Origin of the sequence: Phycicoccus sonneratiae (assembly GCF_016887965.1) — a bacterium.
Lineage (GTDB): Bacteria > Actinomycetota > Actinomycetes > Actinomycetales > Dermatophilaceae > Phycicoccus > Phycicoccus sonneratiae.
Map to the genome: position 1 here is coordinate 177,372 of NZ_JAFDVD010000005.1, position 14,114 is coordinate 191,485.

13 protein-coding genes are annotated in these 14,114 nt (G+C 73.7%); 10 read left to right on the forward strand and 3 right to left on the reverse strand.

Annotation, left to right across the window (positions count from 1 at the left end):
• The first annotated feature begins 2 nt into the window (after positions 1–2).
• The 7 genes from JQN70_RS04345 to JQN70_RS04375 are packed head-to-tail and all read left to right on the forward strand — an operon-like array spanning position 3 to position 5,653.
• Complete coding sequence (locus tag JQN70_RS04345; RefSeq protein ID WP_204130093.1) at positions 3–512, forward strand: DUF3090 domain-containing protein; 510 nt, start codon at positions 3–5, stop codon at positions 510–512.
• Positions 490–1,290 (forward strand): SCO1664 family protein, encoded by an 801-nt coding sequence (locus tag JQN70_RS04350; RefSeq protein WP_307835812.1) that lies wholly within the window; start codon positions 490–492, stop codon positions 1,288–1,290. The genes JQN70_RS04345 and JQN70_RS04350 overlap by 23 nt, the downstream gene beginning before the upstream one ends.
• Before the next feature lie 23 nt (positions 1,291–1,313).
• Complete coding sequence (gene mshC, locus JQN70_RS04355) at positions 1,314–2,573, forward strand: cysteine--1-D-myo-inosityl 2-amino-2-deoxy-alpha-D-glucopyranoside ligase (protein ID WP_204130094.1); 1,260 nt, start codon at positions 1,314–1,316, stop codon at positions 2,571–2,573.
• A gap of 29 nt (positions 2,574–2,602) precedes the next feature.
• Positions 2,603–3,400, forward strand: a complete 798-nt coding sequence (locus tag JQN70_RS04360; protein WP_204130095.1) for a prolipoprotein diacylglyceryl transferase — start codon at positions 2,603–2,605, stop codon at positions 3,398–3,400.
• A complete protein-coding gene (locus JQN70_RS04365) occupies positions 3,397–4,989 on the forward strand; it encodes a radical SAM protein (protein ID WP_307835813.1) in 1,593 nt (530 codons plus the stop codon). The genes JQN70_RS04360 and JQN70_RS04365 overlap by 4 nt, the downstream gene beginning before the upstream one ends.
• Positions 4,986–5,306 (forward strand): hypothetical protein, encoded by a 321-nt coding sequence (locus JQN70_RS04370; RefSeq protein ID WP_204130096.1) that lies wholly within the window; start codon positions 4,986–4,988, stop codon positions 5,304–5,306. The genes JQN70_RS04365 and JQN70_RS04370 overlap by 4 nt, the downstream gene beginning before the upstream one ends.
• On the forward strand, positions 5,303–5,653 hold the full coding sequence (locus tag JQN70_RS04375) for a hypothetical protein (RefSeq protein WP_204130097.1): 351 nt from the start codon (positions 5,303–5,305) through the stop codon (positions 5,651–5,653). Before JQN70_RS04370 ends, JQN70_RS04375 begins: the two co-directional genes overlap by 4 nt.
• A gap of 25 nt (positions 5,654–5,678) precedes the next feature.
• Here JQN70_RS04375 and JQN70_RS04380 read toward each other — a convergent pair whose 3' ends face one another.
• Positions 5,679–6,536 (reverse strand): PAC2 family protein, encoded by an 858-nt coding sequence (locus JQN70_RS04380; protein ID WP_204130098.1) that lies wholly within the window; start codon positions 6,534–6,536, stop codon positions 5,679–5,681.
• A 56-nt stretch (positions 6,537–6,592) separates the two neighbouring features.
• Here JQN70_RS04380 and JQN70_RS04385 point away from each other — a divergent pair, with 56 nt between their 5' ends.
• Entirely contained in the window at positions 6,593–7,258 is a 666-nt protein-coding gene (locus JQN70_RS04385; protein WP_204130099.1) for an HAD family hydrolase, read from the forward strand.
• Here the strand turns inward: JQN70_RS04385 and JQN70_RS04390 are convergent.
• Positions 7,241–8,086, reverse strand: a complete 846-nt coding sequence (locus JQN70_RS04390) for a RecB family exonuclease (RefSeq protein ID WP_204130100.1) — start codon at positions 8,084–8,086, stop codon at positions 7,241–7,243. The two genes, JQN70_RS04385 and JQN70_RS04390, sit on opposite strands and share 18 nt — an antisense overlap.
• A gap of 52 nt (positions 8,087–8,138) precedes the next feature.
• Positions 8,139–11,933, reverse strand: a complete 3,795-nt coding sequence (gene metH, locus JQN70_RS04395; protein ID WP_204130101.1) for a methionine synthase — start codon at positions 11,931–11,933, stop codon at positions 8,139–8,141.
• Positions 11,934–12,013: 80 nt separating this feature from the next.
• On the opposite strand from metH, the gene JQN70_RS04400 reads away from it, so the two are divergent.
• Positions 12,014–13,111: a site-2 protease family protein gene (locus JQN70_RS04400; protein ID WP_204130102.1), complete on the forward strand. Its 1,098-nt coding sequence runs from the start codon at positions 12,014–12,016 to the stop codon at positions 13,109–13,111.
• Between the two features lie 10 nt (positions 13,112–13,121).
• Complete coding sequence (locus tag JQN70_RS04405; protein WP_204130103.1) at positions 13,122–14,105, forward strand: tRNA (adenine-N1)-methyltransferase; 984 nt, start codon at positions 13,122–13,124, stop codon at positions 14,103–14,105.
• Positions 14,106–14,114 lie beyond the last annotated feature (9 nt).

The following is a 14,114-nucleotide window of genomic DNA, read 5'->3' on the forward strand; positions in this document are numbered from 1 at the left end:
CCATGCCAGCCACCGTCTTCGACCCGCCGGAGCGCTTCGTCGCCGGCACCGTGGGCCCGCCGGGCGGCCGCACGTTCTTCCTCCAGGCGAGCGGCGGCGGCCGCGTCGTCTCGGTGTCGCTCGAGAAGGTGCAGGTGAGCGTGCTCGCCGACCGGGTCAACGACCTCCTCGACGCGCACGCCGAGGGCACGGCCACCGAGCCGCTCGGCGACGGCGACACCGGCCCGCTGACCACCCCGATCGAGGACGAGTTCCGCGTCGACACCCTCAGCCTCGCGTGGGACCCGGAGCGCCTCGTGCTGGCCATCGAGTGCCACGACCAGGACCCCGAGGAGGCCGACGAGAGCACTGTGAGCACCCTGCGCGTCGTCCTCGACCCCGCGGCCGCCCGCGCCTTCGCCCGGCGCTGCGGCAAGGTCGTCTCCGCCGGTCGCCCGGCGTGCCCCTTCTGCGGCCAGCCGCTCGACCCCACCGGCCACATCTGCCCCCGTGCCAACGGATATCGGCGCTGAGCTCGAGGAGCTGCTGACCCGGGGGGACCTCACGCCCGTCGGGCGCATCTCGGGGTCCTCCAACGGGGCGTTGCTCTGCCTCGTGGGCGACCCCGCCGACGAGGTGCTCGTCATCCACAAGCCGGAGGCCACCGAGCGCCGGCTCTGGGACTACCCCGACGGCACGCTCGTCGCGCGCGAGCGGGCCGCCTGGCTGGTCAGCGAGGCCGGCGGCTTCGGCGTCGTGCCCCCCACGGTGCTGCGCGACGGACCGCTGGGGCCGGGGTCGGTGCAGCTGTGGGTCGGCCCGACGACGGGGGAGCAGGAGCCGCTCGTCGACGTCGTCGGGCCCGGCGAGGTGCCGGAGGGCTGGCACGTCGTCCTCGAGGGGGAGTCGACCCTCGGGCAGCCGGTCGTCGTCGCGCACTGCGGCGAGCCGGCGCTGCGCACCGTCGCCGTCCTCGACGCCGCCCTCAACAACTCCGACCGCAAGGGCAGCCACCTGCTCCGCGACGGCGACGTCGTGCGCGGCTGCGACCACGGAGTGAGCCTCGGCGTCGAGCCCAAGCTGCGGACCGTCCTCTGGGGCTGGGCCGGCGAGCGGATCCCCGAGGCCGACCTCGCGCGCCTCGAGCGGCTCGCGCAGGCCCTCGACGGGTCGCTCGGCGAGGCGCTGGCGCCGCTGCTCACCGTCGAGGAGGTCGACGCGCTCGTCCACCGGGTGGGGTCGCTGCTGCGCTGGCCGCACCACCCCGTGCCCCGCGGGGACTGGCCGGCCATCCCGTGGCCGGCGCTGTGAGTGCCGCCCCGTAGGCTTGCCCGGTGAAGTCGTGGCCCACGCCGTCCGTCCCCGCCGTCCCCGGTCACGGAGAGCCCCTCCGGCTCCACGACACCAGCCGTGACGCGGTCGTCCCCCTCGACGCCGGCGACGTCGCCCGCATCTACGTCTGCGGCATCACCCCGTACGACGCCACGCACCTCGGCCACGCCGCCACGTACGTCACCTTCGACCTCGTCGTCCGCGCGCTGCTCGACACCGGGCGGCGGGTCGAGTACGTGCAGAACGTCACCGACGTCGACGACCCGCTGCTCGAGCGGGCGGCGCGCGACGGCCGCGACTGGCGCGAGCTCGCGACGGCCGAGATCGAGCTCTTCCGCGAGGACATGACCGCCCTCGGTGTCATCCCTCCGGACGAGTACCGGGGCGTCGTCGAGTCGATGGACGAGATCGTCGACGCCGTGCGCCGACTCGTGTCGTCCGGTGCGGCGTACCGGGTCCCGGTGCCCGAGGGCGAGGGCGAGGGCCCCGGTGATGACGTCTACCTCGACCTCGCGCAGACGCCCGCGTTCGGCGAGGTCTCGCACTGGTCCCGCGAGCAGATGATGTCGGTCTTCGCCGACCGCGGGGGCGACCCCGACCGCGCCGGCAAGCGCGACCCGCTCGACCCGCTGCTCTGGCGCGGGGCGCGTGACGGCGAGCCGTCGTGGGACGACGACGTGCTCGGCGCCGGCCGCCCCGGGTGGCACATCGAGTGCACCGCCATCTCGCTGGCCCACCTCGGCCACCCCTTCGACCTCAAGGGCGGGGGCAGCGACCTCGTCTTCCCGCACCACGAGATGAGTGCCGTCCAGGCCACCGCCCTCACCGGTGGGGAGGTGTTCGCCCGCCTCTACGTCCACCAGGCGATGGTCGGGTTCCAGGGCGAGAAGATGAGCAAGTCCAAGGGCAACCTCGTGCTCGTCTCGCGCCTGCGCGCCGACGGGGTCGACCCCATGGCCATCCGCCTCGTCCTCCTCGCCCAGCACTACCGCACCGAGTGGGAGTACACCGACTCCCTTCTCGCCGAGGCGCAGTCGCGGCTCGACCGGTGGCGCGAGGCGCTGTCGACCAACGGCGGGGTCGACGCCACCGACACGGTGGCCGCCGTCCGGTCCGCGGTCGCCGACGACCTCTCGACGCTGCGGGCGCTCGAGGCCGTCGACGCCTGGTGCGAGCGGACCCTCGCGGGCGAGGGCACGGACGCCGCGGCCCCCGGGGTCCTGGCCCGCACCCTCGACGCGGTCCTCGGCGTGCGCCTCTGAGCGCTGCCTCGGCTGGCATGCTGTGCCGCATGCTGCCGCTCCTGGGGCCGGTCCCCACCCACGACGCCTTCGTGGCGCTCGGTGCCGTCGTGGCGGCCGGGGTCTTCGTCCTCGAGGCCCGGCGGCGCGGGCACACCGACGAGCGGCTCTACGTCGTCGTCACGGCGGCCCTCGTCGGCGGGGCGCTGCTCATGCGGCTCGGGACGTGGCTGCAGCACCTCGACCTGCGCGCCAACGCGACCCTCGTCGAGCAGTGGGCCTATGGCAACCGGAGCATCCTCGGCGGCCTCGTCGGGGCCTGGCTCGGGGTGCACGTCGGGAAGCGGCTCAGCGGCTACCGGCTGCGCACCGGCGACCTCTTCGCCGCGGCGGTCGCCCTCGGCATGGCCGTGGGCCGGGTCGGCTGCCTGCTCACCGAACGCCCCGGGACGCCCACCGGCCTCCCGTGGGGCCTGCGGCTCGACGCCGGGGCGGCCGAGCGGCTCGGCGTGCCGGCGGGCGTGCCGCTCCATCCCTCGTTCCTCTACGAGATCGGCTTCCACGTGGTCGTGTTCGCGCTCATCTGGGGCTGGCTCCGGTTCCGGCCCACGCCGCCCGGCGAGCTGTTCGTCTGGTGGGTCGCCGCGTACGGCGTCTTCCGGTTCCTCGTCGAGGAGGTCCGCGGCAACGAGGTGGTCTGGAACGGGCTCACCCGACCCCAGCTGTTCCTCGCCGTCACCGTGCCGCTGGTGCTGCTGCGCATCGGGCTGCAGGTGCGGCGCGGCGCGTACGCCGGCGTCTTCGGGGGTCCGCCGCGCGCCACCGCCGACGTGGGGGTCGGCGCGTGAGCACCGCGGTCCGGGGGGCGGGGATGCCGCTGCGCGGCGACCGGATCCACCGCTACGTCAACGCCTTCTGCCCGCTGTGCCACGAGGAGCGCCCCGACCGACCGCTCGAGGAGGTCGTGCGGCTGTCCGGGTGGCTCGTCGAGCGGGGCGGACGGATCTGGTTGGAGCGCGGGTGCACCCGGCACGGGCTCGTCCGCACGATGTACGACGAGTCGCCGCAGATCCTGCGCTACCTCGAGGAGTGGACGGCGCCGACGAAGGTGCACGCGCCCGACGTGCCGGGCAACTTCGCACCGGTGCCGGCCGCGTACGCCGACGGGCTGCCCGAGATGCAGAGCCAGCACACGTGCATCCTCCTCGAGGACCTGCTCGACCACTGCAACCTCAAGTGCCCGACCTGCTTCGCGGCCTCGGCTCCGGCCCTCGCGTCGGTGGCGCCCCTCGCCGAGGTGCTCGCGTCGGTCGACGCCCGGCTGGAGCGCGAGAACGGCCGGCTCGACGTCCTCATGCTCAGCGGCGGCGAACCCACCCTCTACCCGCACCTCGCGGAGCTGCTCGACGAGGTGGCCGCCCGGCCCGTGGTGCGGGTGCTCGTCAACACCAACGGGCTCCTCGTCGCGCAGGACGACGAGCTCCTGGCCCTGCTGCGGCGGCACCGCGAGCGGGTCGAGGTCTACCTGCAGTACGACGGCGAGTCCGCGCAGACCTCGGCGCACCACCGCGGCGCCGACCTGCGGCGCATCAAGGACCATGCGCTGCAGCGCCTCTCGGAGGCCGAGATCTTCACGACGCTGACGATGACCGCCGCGCTCGGTGTCAACGACGGGGAGATCGGCGCCGTCATCGACCGGGCGATGGCCACGCCCTACGTCGGGGGCGTGAGCATCCAGCCGGTGTTCGGATCGGGCCGCAGCACCGGCATCGACCCGATCGACCGGCTGACGCACACCGGGGTCCTGGCGCGCCTCGACGAGCAGACCCGGGGCCGCGTGACGTGGCGCGACCTCACCGCCCTGCCCTGCTCGCACCCGCACTGCTGCTCGGTCGGCTACCTGCTGCGCGACGACTCCGGCACCTGGGTCTCGCTCGTGTCGGTCATCGGCCACGAGCGGCTCAAGCAGTGGCTCGACCTCGAGCCCGACCTGCTGGCCAACCGGATCGCCGACGACGCCATCCCCGAGAGGCTCCGCGGGGTCGTCAAGTCCTCCCTGCTCGACCTGCTCTCGGAGCAGTCCTCGCTCTCGCACCCCTCGATGGCCGACATCTGGCGCGATCTCTGCACCGCGTGCGACCTCGGCCTCGGGACGCTCGCCACCCTCGCGTCCTCCCGGCTGCCGGGGCGGCACGACCGGCTCCGGCGGCTGCTCGGCGAGCGCGTGCTGCGGGTCACCGTCAAGCCGTTCATGGACATGGACACGATGATCGAGGAGCGTCTCGTGCAGTGCTGCGTCCACGTCGCGACCGTCAACGAGGAGTCGCGCGACCACCAGTGCGCCCCGTTCTGCGCCGTGCAGGCGTGGGCGCCCTTGTCCCGCAGCCGGTTGTCCACCGCAACCGGCGCCCGTGAGCTACCGCTGGTGGCTCGGTGAGCACCCCTGCGGCCGGCGACCCCCGGCAGGTCGAGCCACCCCGCCACGCGGTCGACCCTCCGGTGCGACCCCACGGCGGGCCCGACGACCCGCTCCGGCTCTGCGTGTTCGCCACCGTCTCGCTGCTCGGCTGGCTCCTCGGCCCGTTCGCGGTGCTCGTCTTCGCCGGGACGGGCGCGGCCGGCTACGTGTCGGCCCGGCGGGCCGGGCTGCTGCGGTCGCGGTGCAAGCTCGGTGACACGCGGCTGGTCATCGCCTACCTCGTCGGCCTCGGTGCGCTGGCGGCGGTCTTCGCCGTCCGGACGGTCCTGCGATGAGCACCCCGCCGCTGCCGCCGCCCCCGCCGGCCGTTCCGCCGCGCGGCCCGGGCCTGTCGCGCACCGCGCGGTTCTGGATCGGTGTCGCCGTGGGGGTCTTCGGTGCTCCGGCCCTGACCATCGGGGTCGTCGTCCTGCTCTCCACGCTGACGAGCGGGTCGGGCAGCGCGGGCGACACCGCCCTACAGGCCCTCGTCGTCCTCGTGCCGGTGGCGCTCGTCGTCACCGGGCTCGTCGTCCGCGCCACGCGCTGGGTCGTCCTCGGCGCCCTCGCCGGCGGGTCCGTCGTCCTCATCGTCCTCGCGGGCGCGTGCGCGGCCATCCTCAAGGGGCTCGGGGCCTACTGACCCCGCCGCGGGCCGCGGGGCGCGCTCAGCCCGCGCCGGTGTCGTCGCTGCCGCGACGGCGCAGGTAGCGCTCGAACTCCTTGGCGATGGCGTCGCCGCTCGCCTCGGGGAGCTCGGCGGTGTCCTGGGCCTCCTCGAGGCTCTCGACGTACTCGGCGACCTCGGTGTCGGACTCGGCGAGCTCGTTGATGCCGCGCTCCCAGGCGCGGGCGTCCTCGTCGAGCTCCCCGTGCTCGACGGGCGCGTCGAAGAGCTCCTCGAGCCGGCCGACGAGGGCCAGCGTGGCCTTCGGCGAGGGGGAGTGGCCGGCGTAGTGCGGAACCGCCGCCCAGCACGACACCGACGGGATGCCCACCTGGGACGCGGCGTCGGCGAGGACCCCGACGATGCCGGTCGGCCCCTCGTAGCCGCTCTGCTCGAGGTCGTGGCGGTGGCGGGTGTCCTCGCTGTCGGAGGTGGCGGTGACCGGGATCGGGCGGGAGTGGGCGACGTCGGCCATCAGCGCGCCGAGCGTGACGACCATCGAGACGTCGGTGGCCTCGGCGAGCTCCATGAGCTCGACGGCGAAGGCCCGCCAGCGGAAGGAGGGTTCGACCCCCTGGACGAGGACGACGTCGCGCCCGAGGGAGGTGTCGCGGGCGACGAGGACGCGCGTGGTGCGCCAGCTGATGCGGCGCTTGCCGCCCTCGGAGACCACCCGGGGCCGGTTGACCTGGAAGTCGTAGTAGTCCTCGGGGTCGAGCGCGGCGACGACGTCGGCGTCCCACACCTCGGCGAGGTGCTCGACGACGGCGCTGGCGGCCTCGCCCGCGTCGTTCCAGCCCTCGAAGGCGGCGATCATCACGGGGTCGCGCAGCTCGCCGATGTCCTCGAGCTCGATCACGGGCGTCCTCCTCCGGGGTCAGGATCCCACCCTACGGCTCGATAGGCTCTCTGCTCATGAGCCTGCCCGCAGCGGTCCTCTGGGACATGGACGGAACGCTCGTCGACACCGAGCCGTACTGGATCGACGCCGAGCGCGCCATCGTCGCCGAGCACGGCGGGACGTGGGACGACGAGTTCGCCCATCAGCTCGTCGGCAACGACCTCATGGTGTCGGCGGCGTTCATCCGGGAGCACTCGCCGATCACCTGGGAGCCCGAGCGCATCGTCGACGAGCTGCTCCGGCGGGTCGTCGTCCAGGTGCGCGAGCACGTGCCGTGGCGGCCCGGCGCCCGCGAGCTGCTCGCCGCCCTGCGGGCCGAGGGGGTGGCCAACGCGCTCGTGACGATGTCGTGGCGCTCGCTCGCCGACGCGGTGGTGACGGCCCTGCCGGAGGGGGCGTTCGACGCGGTCGTCACCGGTGACGAGGTCGAGCACGGCAAGCCGCACCCCGAGCCGTACCACGCGGCGGCCCGGCTGCTCGGGGTCGACCCGGCGCGCTGCGTGGCCATCGAGGACAGCCCCACCGGGGTGCGCTCGGCGGTCGCGGCCGGCGTGCCGACCCTCGCGGTGCCGCACGTCGTGCCCGTGCCGCCGATGGCCGGTGCGGTGCAGGTGCAGGGGCTGGCCGGGATGACGCCGCAGCGCCTCGCCGAGACCGTGGGGTCACTCGTCGTCGGGTGAGGCCGCCCCCGAGTGCACCGGGTCGAGGGCGATGAGGCCCGCGCCCTCCGGCAGCGGCGGGGGAGTGCCGCCCCACTCGGGGCAGTACTCGCGGAAGTCGCACCAGTCGCAGAGCCGGGAGGTGCGCGGCCGCCAGTCACCGGTCTGCGCGGCGCGCACGACGGCGTCCCAGATGGCGCGGACGTTGCGCTCGATGGCCCGCAGGTCGCGCTCGTCCGGGACGTAGCGCACGACCTCGCCGTTGCCGAGGTAGACGAGCTGGAGCATCCGCGGCACCTCGCCGTGGAGGCGCCAGAGCACGAGCGCGTAGAACTTCATCTGGAAGAGCGCCTTGGCCTCGAACAGCTCGCTGGGGGAGCGGCCGGTCTTGTAGTCGACGACGCGCATCGCGCCGTCCGGGGCGACGTCGAGCCGGTCGACGTAGCCGCGCAGCGTCAGGCCCTCGATCTCGGTCTCGACGTACAGCTCGCGGGCCGCGGGCTCGAGCCGGGTGGGGTCCTCGAGGTCGAACCACTGCTCGACGAGGGTCTGCGCCCCGGCGAACCACGCCTCCTCGCTCAGCTGCTCGTCGTCGGCGATCATCGCGCCGAGCTCGGGGCGCTCCTCGACGAGGGCCCGCCAGCGCGGCTCGAGGAGCGCGACGGCGGCGGCCGGCGTGCGCTCGGCGGCCGGGAGCTCGAAGAGGTGCTCGAGGACGGCGTGCACGAGCGTGCCGCGGGCGGCGGCCGGCGACGGGGGACCCTCGAGCTTGTCGATCGTCCGGAAGCGGAACAGCAGCGGGCACTGCTTGAAGTCCGCTGCGCGGCTCGGGGACAGGGCGGGGGTCATGGCGCCCACGGTAGGCGTCCGGGCCGACACCGCCGAGCCGCCACCCCGGACCTCAGCCCTCGGGGGTGTAGCCGAGGTTCGGGCCGAGCCAGCGCTCGGCCGTCGCGAGGTCCCAGCCCTTGCGCGCCGCGTAGTCCTCGACCTGGTCGCGGCCCAGCCGCCCGACGACGAAGTACTGGCTCTCCGGGTGCGAGAAGTACCAGCCGGACACCGATGCGCCCGGCCACATCGCCATCGACTCGGTGAGCTTGACGCCGGTGCGCTGCTCGCCGCCGAGCAGGGCCATGAGCGTCTCCTTCTCGGTGTGGTCGGGGCAGGCGGGGTAGCCCGGCGCCGGGCGCACGCCGCGGTACCGCTCGGCGATGAGGGCGCTGTTGTCGAGCCGCTCGTCGGACGCGTAGCCCCAGAGGTCGGTGCGGACCCGCTGGTGCAGCCGTTCGGCGAAGGCCTCGGCGAGCCGGTCGGCGAGGGCCTCGAGCATGATCGCCGAGTAGTCGTCGAGGTCGTCCTTGAACGCGGCGAGCCGGTCCTCCAGCCCGAGCCCGGCGGTCACCGAGAAGGCCCCGACGTGGTCGGCGATGCCCGTCTCCTTCGGGGCGACGAAGTCCGAGAGGCACTTGTTGGCGACCCCCTCGCGGTGGCGTCCCTGCTGGCGCAGGCCGTGCAGGGTCGTGAGGACGGTCTCGCGCTCCTCGTCGGCGTACACCTCGAGGTCGTCGCCGACCGAGCTCGCCGGAAAGATGCCGACCACACCGCGCGGGTGCAGCCAGCGCTCTCGCTCGATGCGGTCGAGCATCCGCTGCGCGTCGTCGAAGAGCTTGCGCGCGACCTCGGACGTCGTCGGGTTGTTGAGCACGTCCGGGTAGCGGCCGCGGACCTCCCAGGCGAGGAAGAACGGTGTCCAGTCGATGTACTCGCGCAGCTCGGCGACCGGGTAGTCCTCCCAGACCCGGGTGAACTGGTGGGCCGCCCGGCGCCACGTCGAGCCCTTGGGGTGCGACCACTGGTCGCCCTCCTGGTGGGCCAGGAGGTGCGGACGCATCGGCCGGTAACCGGTCCAGTCGAGCGCCGGCGCGTTGGCCCGGGCCTCCTCGAGGGTCGTCAGCGGTCGCTCGCCGGACTTCGCGGCGTGCCGGCGCCGCAGCTCGGCGTACTCCTCGGACACGCCCTCGACGAAGGGAGCGCGCTGGGCGTCCGAGAGGAGCTGGCTGACGACCGGCACGGAGCGGGAGGCGTCCTTGACCCAGACGACCGGCCCCGAGTAGCGCTCGTCGACCTTGACGGCCGTGTGCGCCTTCGAGGTCGTCGCGCCACCGAGCAGCAGCGGCAGGTCGAAGCCCTGGCGCTCCATCTCGGCCGCGACCTGCACCATCTCGTCGAGGCTCGGGGTGATCAGGCCGGACAACCCGATGACGTCGGCCTTCTCCTCACGGGCGGTGTCGAGGATCTTCTGCAGGGGCACCATGACACCGAGGTCGACGACGTCGTAGTTGTTGCACTGCAGCACGACCCCGACGATGTTCTTGCCGATGTCGTGGACGTCGCCCTTGACCGTGGCGGTGACGACCTTGCCCTTGGCCTTCTGGCGCGCCGACTCGTCCTTCTCGGCCTCGATGTACGGCACGAGGTGGGCGACGGCCTTCTTCATGACGCGTGCCGACTTGACGACCTGGGGGAGGAACATCTTCCCGGCGCCGAAGAGGTCGCCGACGACGTTCATCCCGTCCATGAGCGGGCCCTCGATGACCTCGAGCGGACGCCCGCCGGCCTCGTCGATCTCGACCCGCAGCGCCTCGGTGTCGGCGACCACGTGGTCGTCGATGCCCTTGACGAGGGCGTGGGTGATCCGCTCGCGCAGCGGCAGCTCGCGCCACTCCTCGGTGGCCGCCTCGGCCGCCGCGCCGTCGGAGCGGAACTCCTCGGCGAGCTCGAGCAGCTTCTCCGTGGCCTGCTGCGGGTCCTCGAGCCGGTTGAGCACGACGTCCTCGATGGCGTCGCGCAGCCGCTCGTCGACGGTGTCGTAGGGGACGAGCGCGCCCGCGTTGACGATGCCCATGTCCATCCCCGCGCGGATCGCGTGGTAGAGGAACACGGCGTGGATCGCCTCGCGGACGGCGTTGTTGCCGCGGAAGCTGAACGACACGTTGGAGACACCGCCCGAGACGAGCGCGTGCGGCAGGTTCTCGCTGATCCAGCGGGCGGCCTCGATGAAGTCGGTGCCGTAGGCGGCGTGCTCCTCGATGCCGGTGGCCACGGCGAAGATGTTCGGGTCGAAGATGATGTCCTCGGCGGGGAAGCCGACCTCGTCGACGAGCAGCCGGTAGGCCCGCTCGCAGATCTCCTTGCGGCGCTCGAGGGAGTCGGCCTGGCCCTGCTCGTCGAAGGCCATGACGACGACGGCGGCGCCGTGCTTGCGCGCCAGCCGGGCGTGCGCGAGGAAGGGCTCGACGCCCTCCTTCATCGAGATCGAGTTGATGATCGCCTTGCCCTGGGTGACCTTGAGGCCGGCCTCGATGACCTCCCACTTGCTCGAGTCGACCATGACCGGCACGCGGCAGATGTCGGGCTCGGAGGCGATGAGCTTGAGGAAGCGGTCCATCGCCGCGACGCCGTCGATCATCCCCTCGTCCATGTTGACGTCGATGACCTGCGCGCCGGACTCGACCTGCTGGCGGGCCACGGACAGCGCGGTGGGGTAGTCCTCCTCCTGGATGAGCCGGCGGAAGCGCGCCGACCCGGTGATGTTGGTGCGCTCGCCGACGTTGACGAACAGGCTGTCGTCGGTGACGACGAGCGGCTCGAGCCCGGACAGCCGCAGCGCCGGGGCGACCTCGGCCGGGGTGCGCGGGGTGCCGCCGGCCGCCGCCTGCGCGATGGCGGCGATGTGGCCCGGGGTGGTGCCGCAGCAGCCGCCGACGACGTTGACGAGCCCGGCGGTGGCGAACTCGCCGACGACCTCGGCCATCGCCTCGGGTCCCTCGTCGTACTCGCCGAAGGCGTTGGGGAGCCCGGCGTTGGGGTGCGCGGTGACGAAGCAGTCGGCGATGCGCGAGAGCTCGGCGACGTAGGGGCGCAGGTCCTTCGCGCCGAGGGCGCAGTTGAGGCCGACGGCCAGCGGACGCGCGTGCCGGACGGAGTACCAGAAGGCCTCGGTGACCTGCCCGGAGAGCGTGCGCCCCGAGGCGTCGGTGATGGTGCCGGAGATCATCACCGGCCAGCGGCGCCCGTGCTCCTCGAAGAGGGTCTCGAGGGCGAAGATCGCGGCCTTGGCATTGAGGGTGTCGAAGATCGTCTCGACGAGGAGGACGTCGGACCCGCCGTCGACGAGGCCGCGGGCCTGCTCGAGGTAGGCCGCCGCCAGCTCGTCGAAGCTCGTGTTGCGGGCGCCCGGGTCGTTGACGTCGGGGGAGATCGAGGCGGTGCGGTTCGTCGGGCCGAGCGTGCCGAGCACCCAGCGCGGGCGTCCGGTGCGCTCCTCGACGGCGTCGCACGCGGCCCGGGCGAGCCCGGCGGCGGCGAGGTTCATCTCGTAGGCGAGCTCCTCCATCCCGTAGTCGGCGAGGGAGATGCGCTGGGCGTTGAAGGTGTTGGTCTCGACGAGGTCGGCACCGGCCTCGAGGTAGGCCTCGTGGATCTCGCGGATCACGTCGGGCTGGGTGAGCGAGAGGAGGTCGTTGTTGCCGCGCAGGTCGCTCGGGTGGTCGGCGAACCGGTCGCCGCGGTAGTCGGCCTCGGACAGCTGGCGCGCCTGGATCATCGTCCCCATCGCGCCGTCGAGCACGAGGACGCGCTCGCGCAGGGCGCTGGTCAGGGCGTCGGTGGCGTCGGGCCGGTGCTGGGCGCTCACGGGGGTGCGGTGTCCTCTCGGGACGTCGGTGGGGGGAGAGGTCAAGTATGCCGTCCGGCACCTGACGTAGGGTCGGCGCCATGTCCACGTCCCCTCCGGCGCCGACGGGGGCACTGCGCATCGGCCGGGTCGCCGGCGTCCCTGTCTACCTCGACCGCACCTGGCTGCTCCTCGCGGCCCTCTTCGCGTACACCGGCTTCCAGGCCGGGCAGTGGCGCGGCACCGGCACCGGGGTGGCCTTCGCGGTCGGCAACGTCGTCTCCATCTTCGTCGCGGTCATCGGGCACGAGGTCGGGCACGCGCTGAGCGCCCGCGGGCTCGGCTTCAGGGTGCACCAGGTGGTCGCCACGGTCTGGGGCGGGCACACCTCCTTCGACGGCACCGGCGCGACGCCCGGGCGCAGTGCGGTCGTCGCCCTCGCCGGTCCGCTCGTCAACGTCGGGCTCGCCGTGGTCGGATTCGTCGTCGCCGTCACCGCCGGGGGGCTGACCGCCGACTTCGCGGGCTACTTCGGTTACCTCAACGCCGCCCTGGCCGTCTTCAACCTGCTGCCGGGGCTGCCGCTCGACGGCGGCGCCGCCGTGCAGTCCCTCGTCTGGGCGCTCTCCGGGCGCCGCGACCTCGGGATGCTCGTCGCCGGCTGGATCGGGCGGGCGGTGGCCGTCGTCGTCCTCGTGCTCTTCACGGCGGTCCCGCTGCTGCGCGGCGACCGCGCCGACCTGTGGACCGTCGCCATCGGCCTGCTCATGGCCTGGATCCTCTGGACCGGCGCGACGGGGGCGATCCGGCGGGCCGGCCTCGAGCGGGTCCTCGACACCGTGCGCGTCGGCGACGCCGCCGAGCGGGCCGTCGTGCTCCCGGCCGACACCCCGCTGTCCGTCGCCCGCACGAGCCCCGACCTCGTCGTCTGCCTCGACGAGCGCGGCGTGCCCTCCCTCGTCCTGCGCGCGGTGTCGCCGTCGGTGCCCGACACCACGCCCCTCGGCGCGGTCGTCACCCGCATCCCGGACGAGAACGTCGTCGAGACCGGTCCGGACGCCGGGATCGGCGCGGTGCTCCGGGCGATGAGCGCCACCGGGGTCGGCGTCGTCGTCGTGACGCTCGGCGGCGCGCCGTGGGGCCTCGTCGCCGGCGAGGGCGTCGACGCCGCGGCGAAGCGGGTCCGGGCCCGGACCTAGACTCCCGGCCATGACCCCCACCGGAGCCGATCGCCGTCGCGGCCCCTTCGCCGAGGGCGACCGCGTCCAGCTGACCGACCCCAAGGGCCGGCTGCACACGATCACCCTCGCCCCGGGCAAGCAGTTCCACACCCACCGCGGGCACGTCGCCCACGACGATCTCATCGGCGCCCCCGACGGCTCGACGATCACGAACACCGCCGGGGTCGAGTACCTCGCCCTGCGCCCGCTGCTCGCCGACTGGGTGATGTCGATGCCGCGGGGGGCCGCGGTCGTCTACCCGAAGGACGCCGGCCAGATCGTCATGATGGCCGACGTCTTCCCCGGCGCGGTCGTCGTCGAGGCCGGCGTCGGCTCCGGCGCGCTGTCGATGTCGCTGCTGCGGGCGGTCGGTGAGCACGGGCGGGTGCTGTCCTTCGAGCGGCGCGAGGACTTCGCCGCCATCGCCCGCGCCAACGCCCGCGAGTTCTTCGGCGAGGACCACCCGGCGTGGACCGTGCAGGTGGGCGACCTCGTCGAGGCGCTGCCCGGCGCCGTCGAGCCCGGCAGCGTCGACCGCGTCGTCCTCGACATGCTGGCGCCGTGGGAGTGCCTCGACGTCGTGTCCGAGGCGCTCGCTCCCGGCGGCCTGCTCATCTGCTACGTCGCGACGGCCACCCAGCTGTCGAAGGTCGCCGAGGCGATGCGCGACCACGGCACGTTCACCGAGCCGCAGGCCTGGGAGTCGCTCGTGCGCGGCTGGCACCTCGAGGGGCTGGCGGTGCGCCCCCAGCACCGGATGCACGGCCACACCGGCTTCCTCATCACCACCCGCCGCCTCGCTCCGGGCACGACGCCTCCGCTGCGCAAGCGCCGGCCGGGGCGCGGCTACGTCACGAGCGAGGAGGCCACCGAGGAGGACTGGACCCCCGAGAACGTCGGCGAGCGCGTGCCGTCGGCGAAGAGGGTTCGCAAGGTGCACCGTTCGGTGGTCGGAACCTCCGACCCGCAGTGACCCCGGAGA

Bases quoted from the DNA above. Each gene is read 5' to 3' on its own strand.
- JQN70_RS04345 (WP_204130093.1), top strand. From the start codon at position 3: ATGCCAGCCACCGTCTTCGACCCGCCGGAGCGCTTCGTCGCCGGCACC.
- JQN70_RS04360 (WP_204130095.1), top strand. From the start codon at position 2,603: ATGCTGCCGCTCCTGGGGCCGGTCCCCACCCACGACGCCTTCGTGGCG.
- JQN70_RS04375 (WP_204130097.1), top strand. From the start codon at position 5,303: ATGAGCACCCCGCCGCTGCCGCCGCCCCCGCCGGCCGTTCCGCCGCGC.
- JQN70_RS04385 (WP_204130099.1), top strand. From the start codon at position 6,593: ATGAGCCTGCCCGCAGCGGTCCTCTGGGACATGGACGGAACGCTCGTC.
- JQN70_RS04390 (WP_204130100.1), bottom strand. From the start codon at position 8,086: ATGACCCCCGCCCTGTCCCCGAGCCGCGCAGCGGACTTCAAGCAGTGC.
- JQN70_RS04400 (WP_204130102.1), top strand. From the start codon at position 12,014: ATGTCCACGTCCCCTCCGGCGCCGACGGGGGCACTGCGCATCGGCCGG.
- JQN70_RS04405 (WP_204130103.1), top strand. From the start codon at position 13,122: ATGACCCCCACCGGAGCCGATCGCCGTCGCGGCCCCTTCGCCGAGGGC.